The 12,834-nt window shown below is 57.2% G+C and carries 11 protein-coding genes; 6 read left to right on the top strand and 5 right to left on the bottom strand.

What is annotated here, in order from left to right; translation table 11 throughout:
• Positions 1 to 2: 2 nt before the first annotated feature.
• Positions 3 to 1,223, bottom strand: a complete 1,221-nt coding sequence (locus C5F52_RS13780; RefSeq protein WP_104799075.1) for an FAD-dependent monooxygenase — start codon at positions 1,221 to 1,223, stop codon at positions 3 to 5.
• Between the two features lie 81 nt (positions 1,224 to 1,304).
• Here C5F52_RS13780 and C5F52_RS13775 point away from each other — a divergent pair, with 81 nt between their 5' ends.
• Together C5F52_RS13775 and yegQ are read left to right on the top strand one after the other, a co-directional pair.
• On the top strand, positions 1,305 to 2,276 hold the full coding sequence (locus C5F52_RS13775; protein WP_104798927.1) for a tripartite tricarboxylate transporter substrate binding protein: 972 nt from the start codon (positions 1,305 to 1,307) through the stop codon (positions 2,274 to 2,276).
• Between the two features lie 32 nt (positions 2,277 to 2,308).
• The gene (gene yegQ / locus C5F52_RS13770) at positions 2,309 to 3,676 is read left to right on the top strand and encodes a tRNA 5-hydroxyuridine modification protein YegQ (protein ID WP_104798926.1); all 1,368 of its coding nucleotides are present in this window, start codon (positions 2,309 to 2,311) and stop codon (positions 3,674 to 3,676) included.
• A gap of 99 nt (positions 3,677 to 3,775) precedes the next feature.
• Here the strand turns inward: yegQ and acnB are convergent, their stop codons facing one another.
• Genes acnB through C5F52_RS13750 form a run of 4 tightly spaced genes read right to left on the bottom strand, consistent with a single transcriptional unit; the run spans position 3,776 to position 9,160 of the window.
• Positions 3,776 to 6,367 (bottom strand): bifunctional aconitate hydratase 2/2-methylisocitrate dehydratase, encoded by a 2,592-nt coding sequence (gene acnB, locus C5F52_RS13765; protein ID WP_104798925.1) that lies wholly within the window; start codon positions 6,365 to 6,367, stop codon positions 3,776 to 3,778.
• 43 nt (positions 6,368 to 6,410) lie between these two features.
• On the bottom strand, positions 6,411 to 7,160 hold the full coding sequence (locus tag C5F52_RS13760) for a hypothetical protein (RefSeq protein WP_104798924.1): 750 nt from the start codon (positions 7,158 to 7,160) through the stop codon (positions 6,411 to 6,413).
• A 13-nt stretch (positions 7,161 to 7,173) separates the two neighbouring features.
• Positions 7,174 to 8,154, bottom strand: a complete 981-nt coding sequence (locus tag C5F52_RS13755) for a CoA ester lyase (protein ID WP_104798923.1) — start codon at positions 8,152 to 8,154, stop codon at positions 7,174 to 7,176.
• A 19-nt stretch (positions 8,155 to 8,173) separates the two neighbouring features.
• Positions 8,174 to 9,160, bottom strand: coding sequence for a malate dehydrogenase (locus C5F52_RS13750; RefSeq protein ID WP_104798922.1), 987 nt, complete (start codon positions 9,158 to 9,160; stop codon positions 8,174 to 8,176).
• 220 nt (positions 9,161 to 9,380) lie between these two features.
• On the opposite strand from C5F52_RS13750, the gene C5F52_RS13745 reads away from it, so the two are divergent.
• The 4 genes from C5F52_RS13745 to sdhA all read left to right on the top strand — a co-directional run bounded on the left by C5F52_RS13745 (position 9,381) and on the right by sdhA (position 12,829).
• On the top strand, positions 9,381 to 10,118 hold the full coding sequence (locus C5F52_RS13745; protein WP_236657878.1) for a GntR family transcriptional regulator: 738 nt from the start codon (positions 9,381 to 9,383) through the stop codon (positions 10,116 to 10,118).
• A 96-nt stretch (positions 10,119 to 10,214) separates the two neighbouring features.
• Positions 10,215 to 10,646 carry a succinate dehydrogenase, cytochrome b556 subunit gene (gene sdhC, locus C5F52_RS13740; RefSeq protein ID WP_104798920.1) on the top strand — a complete coding sequence of 144 codons (432 nt, stop codon included), beginning with the start codon at positions 10,215 to 10,217 and terminating at the stop codon, positions 10,644 to 10,646.
• A gap of 17 nt (positions 10,647 to 10,663) precedes the next feature.
• The gene (sdhD, locus tag C5F52_RS13735; RefSeq protein WP_104798919.1) at positions 10,664 to 11,029 is read left to right on the top strand and encodes a succinate dehydrogenase, hydrophobic membrane anchor protein; all 366 of its coding nucleotides are present in this window, start codon (positions 10,664 to 10,666) and stop codon (positions 11,027 to 11,029) included.
• A 3-nt stretch (positions 11,030 to 11,032) separates the two neighbouring features.
• Positions 11,033 to 12,829, top strand: a complete 1,797-nt coding sequence (gene sdhA / locus C5F52_RS13730) for a succinate dehydrogenase flavoprotein subunit (protein WP_104798918.1) — start codon at positions 11,033 to 11,035, stop codon at positions 12,827 to 12,829.
• Positions 12,830 to 12,834: the final 5 nt, after the last annotated feature.

The following is a 12,834-nucleotide window of genomic DNA, read 5'->3' as shown; positions in this document are numbered from 1 at the left end:
ACTCAACGGTGGCCGTCACCGTACAACCACGGCACATCCATCAAACGCGCGCCAATGACGCGTAAGCCCATATCGCGGCCCACACGCAGCGGCCCGGTGGCATGAAAAATATGACCATTGCGCACCGCTCTCGCCTGCACCCGTGCGTTACGTTGCCAGCGGGCTTGTGCAAAATTTTTCAGCCGCTGAGGCACATCATTTGCCGTGGCTTCGACAAGCTGCGCCGCCAACACAGAAGCATCCTCAATGGCCATGCCTGCGCCTTGCGCCAGATACGGCAGCATGGGATGCGCTGCATCGCCAACCAATACGATGCGACCCTGCGCATGCTCGTGTGCGCCACGCATGGGGGGCCTGCCGCACAAAGGCCACAAACGCCAATCGCGGCAGGCAGCCATCAAATCGGTGAGCGTCGTGCAGGCACCCCGCAACGCATGATGCAACTCCACCAAAGTTTGCGATTCAGACTTTTGGGCATTCCATGTTTGCAAGGCCTGCAAATTATGAGCATCGGCGTCTAACAAACGTCCCTCCGCCAGACACACCACATTCAAATAATCGCCGCTGCGCACGGGGTAGCTCACCACATGGGTTTGCGAGCCCATCCAAACCGAAATATCTTGGCTGCGCAAGTGCGCGGGCAAGTCAGACTGCGCCACCAAAGCGCGGTATGCAATGTGACCTGTGAATGCCAGTAAACCATCGCCGAGCAATTGCTGACGCAACGGGCTCCATACGCCATCGGCAGCCACCGCGACGGCGGCTGTGTGTTGCTGCGCTTGCCCATCTTGCATGACATCGAACACGGCAGCTTGCGTCGATTGGGCGAACCGCGACACCACAGCGTCGCTTTGCACATCAACGCCTTGGGAATGGGCTGCCTGAAGCAACAACCCATGCAAATCGGCGCGGTGAAGGGTCACGTACGGCGCGCCATAGCGACCGGTGGCATCTTTGATGGACAAGGTGGCCAACACCTCGCCAGTGCTCATGCTGCGGGCCTGCAGAACAGAGGGAAACGCGGCGACTTGCTTAAATGCATCGCCCAAATCCCATGCTTGCAAAATGCGGGTCACATTAGGCCCCAGCTGAACGCCTGCGCCGACCTCTGAAAACTCAGGCACGCGCTCAAACACGGTGGCACGCCATCCGGCGCGCGCAGCCGCAAAACCAGCAGCCAAACCAGCAATACCGCCGCCTGCAATTAACAACGATTTCGTCATCCCCAGATTGTGCATGCCTCACTTCTGCTTTTATGATGACCAGAACCTGTCACAGTACAAACAATTTTACGGAGCCTCGCCATGAAACGCCGCGCCCTCATTCAAGCTGTTGCGAGCGCCAGCTTGTTGCCTTTGTTCGCACTAGGCCAAGACAAATATCCAAATAAAACCATCACGTGGGTCTGCCCCTATGCAGCGGGTGGCAATGCCGACAGCCGCTCACGTCAAGTGGCCAAGGCCATGGGCGCTATCTTGGGACAAACCATCGTCATCGACAACAAAGCAGGGGCTGGCGGCAACATCGGCACCGAAGCCATTGCACGCGGCAAGCCCGATGGCCATACCCTAGGAATGGGCAATTTCGCCCCCTTGGCAGTCAACCAAGCCTTGTTCAAAAAACTCAACTTTGATCCGCTGAACGACCTCACCCCCATCTGCTTGATTGAGCGCGGCCCCCTCATCTTGATGGTGCGCAACGACTCGCCCTACAAAACCGTCAAAGACCTCGTCGCAGCAGCCAAAGCAACGCCCGGCAAACTCAGCTATGGCTCGGGCGGCATTGGTGGCTCCCACCATTTGAGCGGTGCGTTGTTTGAACATTCGGCGGGCATCGACATGATTCACGCCCCCTACAAAAGTGGCTCTGCCGCCGCTACCGACTTGATGGGCGGCCAAGTGCACATGATGTTTGAGCAGATGTATGCCGCCATGCCGTCCATTCAGGGCGGTCGCATGCGTGCGCTGGCCATCACCAGCAAAAAACGCTCACCCTTACTGCCTGACCTGCCCACTATGGGCGAGCAAGGCTTCCCAGAAGTTGACGTGCTCAATTGGCAAGGCTTGATTGGCCCTAAAGGAATGTCGCCCGAGTTGGTCAAACAACTCAACACTGTGTGCAACCAAGCCCTGCAAACGGCTGAGGTGAAAGACAAAATCTTGAGCCAAGGCAACGAAGTGGGCGGCGGCACGCCAGAGCAGTTTGCGGCACTCATCAAGACCGAAGCTCCTCGCTGGGCCAAGGTGGTGCGGGATGCGAAAATCGACCCTGAATGATTTTTCCAGATGCCCCGTCAGCATCGCACCCCATGACCACTCTCAAAGCACCTGAACTTCTTTTGCCTGCGGGCTCGCTCGACAAGATGCGCGCCGCGTATGACTTCGGCGCAGACGCCGTCTACGCCGGCCAACCCCGTTACAGCTTGCGCGCACGCAACAACGAGTTCCGCCTTGAGCAAATTGGCATCGGCATTGCCGAAGCCCACGCGCGTGGCAAGAAGTTCTTTGTCACCAGCAACTTGCTGCCCCACAACGACAAAGTGCGCACCTACTTGCGTGACATCGAGCCCATCATCGCGATGAAGCCCGATGCACTGATCATGGCCGACCCTGGCCTGATCATGATGGTGCGCGAGAAGTGGCCCGAGGTGGACATTCACCTCTCGGTGCAAGCCAACACGGTCAACTGGGCTGCGGTGAAGTTTTGGCAAAACGTGGGCGTGAAACGCATCATCTTGTCGCGTGAACTCAGCTTTGACGAGATCGAAAAAATCCGCCAAGAGTGCCCAGACATGGAGCTCGAAGTGTTTGTACACGGCGCGCTGTGCATTGCGTATTCAGGCCGCTGCTTGTTGTCGGGCTACTTCAACCGCCGCGACCCCAACCAAGGCACATGCACCAACGCCTGCCGCTGGAGCTATGGCACACAAGCCAGCGCCACCGACCCCAACACCGGCGAAGCCATGGCCATTCCCATGGAAGGCGACTTTGACTTTGCCAAGTCACAACAAGAAGCCGAGTCCAGCTTCTCGTCCTGCGGCAACGGTGAACGCCACCCTGCCGCCGACAACATTTATTTGCTCGAAGAAAAAGGCCGCCCCGGCCAGCTCATGCCCATCATGGAAGACGAGCACGGCACCTACATCATGAACAGCAAAGACTTGCGTGCTGTCGAATACGTGGAGCGCCTCACCAAAATAGGCGTGGACTCACTCAAGATTGAAGGCCGCACCAAGAGCCTCTACTACGTGAGCCGCACCGCGCAGGTCTACCGCCGCGCGATTGACGATGCAGTGGCAGGCCGCCCGTTCAACCCCGAGCTCATCACCGAACTCGAAGGCTTGGCCAACCGTGGCTACACCGCAGGCTTGATGGACCGCCGCCCTGCTAACGACTACCAAAACTACGAAACCGGCCACTCCATGGCACATCGCAGCCAGTTTGTGGGCGAAGTGCGCGGCGTGGCAAACGGTTGGGCTGAGATTAAAACCAAAAACAAATTCTCAGTCGGCGACACGATCGAGATCATTCACCCCAGCGGCAACCGCAAGGTCAAGTTGGAACAAATGAAAGACAAAAACGGTGCCTCCATCGACGTGGCCGCAGGTAGCCCCACGCATGTGTGGATTCCTGTCGATGGTCCTGTTGAAGGCGGCCTATTGGCACGCATGTTCTGAGCCACTCAGCAACAAAAAAAAAACCCCGCAAGGCTCGCGCTTTGCGGGGTTTTGTTTTATCACCCAAGCACCGAAATGCTGGGTGAAGACGCAGACAGCTTACGCAGTCACGCCTTTGGCCGTTTCAACGTACTCGTCGATCTGGTTGAAGTTCAAGTACTTGTAGATGGCTTCGCCGTCTTTGTTCACCACACCCATGGCTTCGTGGTATTCGGCCACGGTTGGGAACTTGCCCATCTTCGAGGTGATGGCCGCCAACTCGGCAGACGCCAAGTACACGTTGGTGTTCTTGCCCAAACGGTTGGGGAAGTTACGTGTGGAGGTAGACACCACGGTCGCGCCTTCGCGCACTTGCGCTTGGTTACCCATGCACAACGAGCAGCCTGGCATCTCAGTACGTGCACCAGCAGTGCCGAACGCAGCGTAGTGACCTTCTTTGATCAGCTCGCTCTCGTCCATCTTCGTTGGAGGTGCGACCCACAACTTGACGGGGATGTCGCGTTGACCACCGAGCAGCTTAGCCGCTGCGCGGAAGTGACCGATGTTGGTCATGCACGAACCGATGAAAGCTTCGTCGATCTTGGTGCCAGACACTTCAGACAAGAACTTGGCATCATCTGGGTCGTTCGGGCAGCACACGATGGGCTCTTTGATGTCGGCCAAATCGATGTCGATGACGTGTGCGTACTCGGCATCTTTGTCGGCTTCGAGCAGGTTAGGCGCAGCCAACCATTGCTCAACCTTCTCAATGCGGCGAGCCAGCGTGCGTGCGTCGGCGTAGCCATCGGCAATCATGTTCTTCATCAGAACCACGTTGGACTTCAAGTATTCCTCGACAGGCTCTTTGTTGAGCTTGATCGTGCAACCGGCAGCTGAACGCTCGGCAGAGGCGTCTGACAATTCAAACGCTTGTTCAACCTTGAGGTTGGGCAAGCCTTCGATTTCCAAGATGCGGCCCGAGAATTCGTTGATTTTGCCGGCCTTGGCCACAGTCAACAAACCTTTCTTGATGGCGTACAAAGGAATGGCATGCACCAAGTCGCGCAAGGTGACGCCGGGTTGCATCTCGCCTTTGAAGCGAACCAAAATGGACTCAGGCATGTCCAAAGGCATCACGCCTGTGGCGGCGCCGAAAGCCACCAAACCTGAACCGGCTGGGAAGCTGATGCCGATGGGGAAACGTGTGTGTGAGTCGCCACCAGTACCGACGGTGTCAGGCAACAACAAACGGTTCAACCATGAGTGAATCACACCGTCGCCTGGACGCAGGGCCACGCCGCCACGGTTGCTGATGAACGCTGGCAATTCGCGGTGCGTTTTCACGTCCACCGACTTGGGGTAAGCCGCGGTGTGGCAGAACGATTGCATGACCATGTCAGCCGAGAAGCCCAAGCAAGCCAAGTCTTTCAACTCGTCGCGTGTCATCGGGCCGGTGGTGTCTTGTGAACCCACGGTAGTCATCTTGGGTTCGCAATAAGTGCCGGGGCGCACGCCTTGGCCTTCTGGCAAACCAACCGCACGACCGACCATCTTTTGAGCCAATGTGAAACCGGCTTTTGTCGCGATGGGCGCTGTGGGCAAACGGAACAAAGTAGAAGCTGGCAAGCCCAAGAACTCACGAGCCTTGGCGGTCAAGCTGCGACCGATGATCAAGTTGATACGGCCACCGGCGCGCACTTCGTCAAACAACACATCGCTTTTGAGTTTGAACTCAGTCACCGTCGCGCCGTTTTTCACGATCTTGCCGTCGTAGGGCAAGATGTCGATCACGTCACCCATTTCAAATTGGGTCACGTCCACTTCAATTGGCAATGCGCCAGAGTCTTCTTGGGTGTTGAAGAAGATGGGGGCAATCTTGCCGCCCAACGTCACGCCACCGAAACGCTTGTTTGGCACGAAGGGAATGTCTTGGCCTGTGGCCCAGATCACGCTGTTGGTGGCCGACTTACGGCTAGAACCTGTACCCACCACATCGCCCACGTAGGCCACCAAATGACCTTTTTTCTTCAGGTCTTCGATGAACTGCATAGGGCCGCGCTTGCCGTCTTCTTCAGGCTTGAACGCTGCGCCTTCGCGGGTGTTTTTCAACATCGCCAAGTAATGCAATGGAATGTCTGGACGGCTCCATGCGTCAGGCGCAGGAGACAAGTCATCGGTGTTGGTCTCGCCAGGCACCTTGAACACGGTGACTGTGATTTTCTTTTCGACTTCAGGACGTGTGGTGAACCACTCGCCTTCGGCCCAGCTTTGCATGACTTCTTTGGCCTTGGCATTGCCAGCCTTGGCTTTTTCAGCGACGTCGTTGAAGAAGTCAAACATCAACAATGTTTTCTTCAGTGCTTCAGCGGCCACAGCAGCCACTTCCGCGTCGTCGAGCAACTCGATCAGGGGGTGCACGTTGTAGCCACCCACCATGGTGCCCAGCAACTCAGTGGCTTTGGCTTTGGAAATCAAAGCAACCTTCAACTCACCGTGAGCGACAGCTGCCAAGAAAGAAGCCTTAACTTTGGCCGCATCGTCCACGCCGGGTGGCACGCGGTGGGTCAACAGGTCCATCAAGAACGTTTCTTCACCCGCGGCAGGGGCTTTGATCAACTCGATCAATTCAGCCGTTTGTTTGGCATCCAAAGGCAGTGGGGGGATGCCCAGCGCTGCGCGCTCGGCCACGTGGTCACGGTAGGCTTTCAACATGGTTTTTTCTCCGGTCTATCAAATCAAAAAGGAAAGGGGTGGCTTATTTTTTCGCGAAGCTGGGGCCATCGAGCAAGGTCGACGGTGGGCCAGATTTCATGCGGGTGGCAACTTCAAGTTGGTTGGCACTTTGACACTCGTCAGCCATACGCTGGCCGAGCTTGCTGTTCATCAGCATCGATTTATGAGGCAACTGCAGCCACATGGCACCGGCATGCGAGTCTTCCAAGCGCACCGCACCGGTGGTGGTGGTGACAGGCGTCATGTGAAAGCGATGTTGGCGCATTTGCACCCAGTAGCTGCCGGGTTGGCCAGCGTCGGGGGTGACAGACACAGCGTTACCCAACTCACACACCATGCGGCCAACGTGCACGTCGTCCGTCGCTGTAGTTTGCGCAACGGGCATCGTTGCGGGCGCAGCCAAGGCAGTGGCGGGAACGGGCGCAACCGGTGCAGGCTTGGTAGCGGGCACGAGCGCAGTCAAAGCGGGTGCAGTGGCTTGAGGCACGGCAACCGTGGGCATGGGCGGCGTTGCAGTGGTCGAAACAGTTGCAGGCGTAGCAGCGGCGGCTGAAGCTGCAAAGGCAGCACGCCTTTGCGCCATTTCATTTTGGGTGGCTAAGTTGGCCAGTTCAGCAGGCGACAGTTTCGGGGCTGCTTTGGCGTTCGGTTTGGCCACTTTTTGGACATGGGCGTGTTGTTGTGTTTTGTTTTTAGCGGGTGCATCGTCAACAGCAGCCCAAGCCAAGCTCGAACACAAACAACCCAACAATCCTGCATACAAATAACGCATGAACACCTCCGAATTAGTCTTGGAAAAATCGTTGGATTTCAGCGGGCAAGTAACGACCCGTGCGGTGTGCACGTTCCAAAACTTGCCAAAAGAAACGGTAACTGGCGCGGTCATGCAACTGACCACGGTGGCTGATGGGCGCCCAATCGGCGGTGTGCGCAGCCAACACAATCTCGCTGGCCACTTCAATATCCGCGGCCTTGGGAGACATGGCTTCCAAAATGGGGCGAATTTGCGCAGGGTGAATGCTCCACATGCGGGTGTAACCCAGCTCATGGGCCGCACGCTCAGCTGCGGCACGCATGGCCTGCGTGTCGTTGAATTCGGTGACCACGCAATGCGAAGGCACTTTGCCGTGGGCATGACAAGCGCTGGCGATTTCCAGCTTGGCACGCACCACCAACGGATGGGTGAACTGACCGACTGAGGACATGCCACCCGCAGGAATGGCACCGCCATGGGCAGAGACAAAGTCCATCAAACCAAAACTGAGCGATTGCACACGTGCGTGCGCCGCAATGTCAAAGGCACGGTGAACGGCTGCTGGCGATTCAATCAGCACATGCAGCGGTAAATCGTGAGCACCGGCTTGGTTCAAGGCTTGCTCGGCGCGCACCACGTCAGCGACCGACTCCACCTTGGGCACCATGATGTGCGTCAAACGGTTCGCAGCCTTGCCCGCAATCTGGGCAATGTCTGCATCAAAACTGGGGTGATCGACGGGGTGCACGCGCACAGCCACACGGGCTTGGGGCGCGGCAGCCAGTGCCAACTCGGTGACCAGCGCGGCATGCTCTGCCTCGCCGCCCACGGGGGCACCGTCTTCACAATCGAGCGTGACGTCGAAAACGCAGGTTCCAAACTCTTGCGTCATCTCGGCTTGCAATTGCAAGCTTTTGCGCATCCGCACGTCGACACCGCTGTAGTGGTCACAGACAGGAAGCAACGCTCCCGAGGCCTGTGCTCCTAGCAGAACGTCGCGCGGATGGCTCATCACGTTTCTCTGTTGAGAATTAGACCAAGTGGGCCACGCCAGCTTGTTCGTCGGTCAACTCTTTCAGCGTCTTGTCGATGCAAGCTTGGCTGAATTCGTCGATGGCCAAGCCTTCGACCACTTTGTATTCACCGTTTTCGCAAGTGACGGGGAAACCGAACATGACATCTTTAGGAATGCCGTACCAGCCTTGCGACGGGATACCCATGGTGACCCACTTGCCGTTGGTGCCCAAGGCCCAGTCGCGCATGTGGTCGATGGCAGCGTTGGCAGCCGAAGCAGCCGAAGACAGGCCACGGGCTTCAATGATGGCCGCGCCGCGCTTGCCCACGGTAGGCAAGAACACGTTGGCGTTCCATTCTTGGTCGTTGATCATGGCCTTGACAGACTCGCCCTTGATGGTGGCGAAGCGGTAGTCGGCGTACATGGTGGGCGAGTGGTTGCCCCACACGGTCAATTTTTCGATGTCGGCTACGGCCTTGCCTGTTTTCGCAGCGATTTGCGAAGCAGCGCGGTTGTGGTCCAAGCGCAACATGGCGGTGAAGTTGCCTGGCTTCAAGTCAGGTGCCGACTTCATGGCGATGTAGGCGTTGGTGTTGGCGGGGTTGCCCACGACCAAAACTTTCACGTCGCGTGAAGCCACAGCGTTCAAGGCCTTGCCTTGGGCTGTGAAGATGGCGCCGTTGATGGCGAGCAACTCAGCGCGCTCCATGCCGGGGCCGCGTGGACGTGAACCGACCAACAAAGCGTAGTCGGTGTCTTTGAATGCGGTCATGGGGTCAGCATGCGCTTCCATGCCAGCCAGCAATGGGAATGCGCAATCTTCCAATTCCATCATCACGCCTTTGAGGGCTTTTTGAGCGCGTTCGTCAGGGATTTCCAACAATTGCAAGATGACGGGCTGGTCTTTACCCAACATTTCGCCAGAGGCAATGCGGAACAACAGGGCGTAACCAATTTGACCAGCTGCGCCAGTGACGGCAACGCGAACAGGCTTCTTGCTCATGAGAAAAACTCCAAGTAGTGATTGAAAAAGAAAGTCGACCAAGTTTACCCTCGAAAACCCTCGAAGGCATCTGTCTTATGTCTTATAGAAGATATGATCAGAGGTTGACAACGACCTGACGCCTCCCCTCCTTTTTGACTCGACCTTGATGGCCACGCTCCCCTCCCCCCTGTTCACCAACGCCACGTCGGCCCCCCTGTTGGGTGCTGACGCGTCTGGCATGGGCGGCTTGACACCAGCCTTCAGTCCGCTGTACCAACAAATCAAAGGACTTATTCTGCAAAGTTTGCAGTCTGGCGAGTGGAAACCTGGGGAAGCCATTCCCAGCGAAATGGACTTGGCCGCACGCTTTCGCGTCAGCCAAGGCACGGTTCGCAAAGCGATTGACGAGCTTTCAGCCGAAAACTTGGTGGTACGCCGCCAAGGCAAAGGCACATTTGTGGCCACCCATGCCGAGCAGCAGGTGCAATACCGCTTCTTAAAACTGCAACCCGACAGTGGCAACGTGCAAAGCGAAGGCCCTGCCGAACGCACCATCATTGATTGCAAACGCCTGCGCGCCAGTGCAGAAGTGGCCCGTGCGCTGAGTTTGCGCAGTGGCGATCCCGTGCTGCAAGTACGCCGCGTGCTCGCGTTTTCGGGTGTGCCGACCATTTTGGAAGACCTGTGGCTGCCCGGCACCCCGTTCAAAGGCTTGACCGCCGAGCGCTTGAGCGATTACCACGGCCCCATGTACGCACTGTTTGAAACTGAATTTGGTGTGCGCATGGTGCGTGCTGACGAAACCATCCGAGCCGTCAACCCAGACGCCGAACAGGCCCAACTGCTCAACGTCCCCGTCACCGCACCATTGCTGAGCGTGGAACGCGTGGCTTACACCTACAACGACACCCCCATGGAACTGCGCCGAGGCCTCTACCGCACAGACACCCATCACTACCGAAACGCCCTGAGCTGACGCATGAAACCCTCATGTCAGCTTGATGCGATGAAATACAAATAGAATGAAAAGTTGTTTTCACCCGCTGATAAACCCGAAGAAAGACCCTCACCCATGACCGAGCTTGCCAAAAAGCGGCCAGAGTTCCGCAACATCAATGCGTTCACTGACCTGCCCACCTACCGCCTTCCTGCGGCGGGAATTGTCTCGATCTTGCACCGCATCAGCGGCCTGATCATGTTTTTGTTGTTGCCATTCATCGTTTGGATGTTTGACACCTCTGTGTCCTCCGAAATTTCGTTTGCCAAGTTCAGCGCGGCCTTCAACGTGGGCTTGGGCTTTGTGCCAGGCTTCCTCGTGAAGTTGGTTGCCTTGGCCATCATTTGGGCTTACTTGCACCACTTGATCGCCGGCTTGCGCCACTTGTACATGGACGCTTGCCACGCTGTGAGCAAAGAGTTCGGCAAGTCTTCCGCCATCGTCACTTTGGTGCTGAGCTTGGGCCTGACCGCCGCTCTGGGCGCCAAGCTGTTTGGCCTTTACTGATTTCTAGGAGCTAAAAGATGTCCGTCAATTACGGTTCAAAGCGCGTCGTCGTGGGCGCGCATTACGGTTTACGCGATTGGTTGGCCCAACGCGTAACCGCTGCGCTGATTGTTTTGTTCACCGTGGTGGTGTTGGCCCAAGTGCTGCTCACCAGCGGCGACATTGGTTACGACAAGTGGGCTGGTATTTTCAGCACCCAATGGATGAAGGCCTTGACCTTCTCCGTGTTCATTGCTTTGACCCTGCATGTGTGGGTCGGCGTTCGCGATATTTGGATGGACTACGTCAAGCCTGTGGCTGTGCGTTTGTTCCTGCAAGTTTTCACTATGGTTTGGCTGGTGTCGTGTCTCGGCTGGGCCATTCAGGTTCTCTGGAGGCTCTAAGTCATGACAGCAAAAAGTTCAATTCCCCGTCGTAAATTTGATGTGGTCATCGTCGGTGCCGGTGGCTCTGGCATGCGCGCTTCGTTGCAACTCGCCCGTGCGGGTCTCAACGTGGCTGTTCTCTCTAAAGTGTTCCCAACTCGCTCACACACCGTGGCGGCGCAAGGCGGCATTGGCGCCTCTTTGGGCAACATGAACGAAGACAACTGGCACTACCACTTCTACGACACCGTCAAAGGCTCCGACTGGCTCGGCGACCAAGACGCGATCGAATACATGTGCCGTGAAGCCCCCAAAGTCGTGTACGACTTGGAGCACATGGGCATGCCTTTCGACCGCAACCCTGACGGCACCATTTACCAACGCCCCTTCGGCGGCCACACCGCCAACTACGGCGAAAAAGCTGTGGAACGTGCTTGCGCTGCTGCTGACCGTACCGGTCACGCCATGTTGCACACCCTGTACCAACAAAACGTCGCTGCCAAAACCACGTTCTTCGTGGAATGGATGGCCCTCGACTTGATCCGCGACGACGCGGGCGATGTCGTTGGCGTGACCGCCCTCGAAATGGAAACGGGCGAGTTGTACATCTTGGAAGCCAAAACCACGATGCTCGCCACCGGTGGTGCAGGCCGCATCTTTGCAGCCTCGACCAACGCGTTCATCAACACCGGCGACGGCCTCGGGATGGCAGCACGCGCTGGCATCCCACTCGAAGACATGGAATTCTGGCAATTCCACCCCACTGGCGTGGCCGGTGCAGGCGTGTTGTTGACCGAAGGCTGCCGCGGCGAAGGCGCGATCTTGCGTAACTGCAACGGCGAGCGCTTCATGGAGCGTTATGCCCCCGCTTACAAAGACTTGGCCCCACGCGACTACGTGTCACGCTGCATGGACCAAGAGATCAAAGAAGGTCGCGGCTGCGGTCCTAACAAGGACTACATCAACCTCGACATGACCCACTTGGGTGCTGACACCATCATGAAGCGTTTGCCTTCGGTGTTCGAAATTGGCCACAACTTTGCCAACGTTGACATCACCAAAGAGCCGATCCCCGTGATCCCTACCATCCATTACCAAATGGGCGGCATCCCCACCAACATCAACGGCCAAGTTGTGACGCAAAACGCCAACAACGAAAGCGTGGTGGTGAACGGTTTGTACGCTGTGGGCGAATGCTCATGCGTGTCGGTGCACGGCGCCAACCGCTTGGGCACCAACTCTTTGTTGGACTTGTTGGTGTTTGGCCGCGCTGCGGGCAACCACATCGTCGAATTCAACAACAAAGTCAAAACACACAAGCCACTGCCTGAAAACGCGGCTGACGTGACCTTGGCTCGCTTGGCCCGTTTGGACGCCAACACCACCGGCGAATACGCCCAAGACGTGGCCAACGACATCCGCGACACCATGCAGCAACACGCCAGCGTGTTCCGCACACAAGCGTTGATGGACGAAGGCGTCAAGCAAATCGCAGCCCTGCGTGAACGCGTGGCCAACATCGGTTTGAAAGATAACTCCAAGGTGTTCAACACCGCACGCATCGAAGCGCTGGAAGTTGAAAACTTGATCGAAGCTGCGCAAGCCACCATCGTCTCGGCTGCGGCACGTCACGAAAGCCGTGGCGCCCACACCGTGAACGATTACGGTGACACGCCTGAGCACCCCAACGGTCGTAACGACCAAGACTGGCACAAGCACACCCTGTGGCACAAAGAAGGCAACGCGCTCTCTTACAAGCCCGTGCAAATGAAGCCATTGACCGTCGAGAGCGTCAAGCTCCAGACCCGTACTTTCTGATCAGG

Source organism: Limnohabitans sp. TS-CS-82 (genome assembly GCF_002943475.1).
Note: the sequence above shows the minus strand (reverse complement) of the source record. Positions and strands in the feature narration are given on the sequence as shown.

Bases quoted from the DNA above. Each gene is read 5' to 3' on its own strand.
- C5F52_RS13755 (WP_104798923.1), bottom strand. From the start codon at position 8,154: ATGAGCCATCCGCGCGACGTTCTGCTAGGAGCACAGGCCTCGGGAGCG.
- sdhA (WP_104798918.1), top strand. From the start codon at position 11,033: ATGACAGCAAAAAGTTCAATTCCCCGTCGTAAATTTGATGTGGTCATC.
- C5F52_RS13780 (WP_104799075.1), bottom strand. From the start codon at position 1,223: ATGACGAAATCGTTGTTAATTGCAGGCGGCGGTATTGCTGGTTTGGCT.
- yegQ (WP_104798926.1), top strand. From the start codon at position 2,309: ATGACCACTCTCAAAGCACCTGAACTTCTTTTGCCTGCGGGCTCGCTC.
- sdhD (WP_104798919.1), top strand. From the start codon at position 10,664: ATGTCCGTCAATTACGGTTCAAAGCGCGTCGTCGTGGGCGCGCATTAC.
- C5F52_RS13750 (WP_104798922.1), bottom strand. From the start codon at position 9,160: ATGAGCAAGAAGCCTGTTCGCGTTGCCGTCACTGGCGCAGCTGGTCAA.
- acnB (WP_104798925.1), bottom strand. From the start codon at position 6,367: ATGTTGAAAGCCTACCGTGACCACGTGGCCGAGCGCGCAGCGCTGGGC.
- C5F52_RS13745 (WP_236657878.1), top strand. From the start codon at position 9,381: ATGGGCGGCTTGACACCAGCCTTCAGTCCGCTGTACCAACAAATCAAA.
- sdhC (WP_104798920.1), top strand. From the start codon at position 10,215: ATGACCGAGCTTGCCAAAAAGCGGCCAGAGTTCCGCAACATCAATGCG.
- C5F52_RS13775 (WP_104798927.1), top strand. From the start codon at position 1,305: ATGAAACGCCGCGCCCTCATTCAAGCTGTTGCGAGCGCCAGCTTGTTG.
- C5F52_RS13760 (WP_104798924.1), bottom strand. From the start codon at position 7,160: ATGCGTTATTTGTATGCAGGATTGTTGGGTTGTTTGTGTTCGAGCTTG.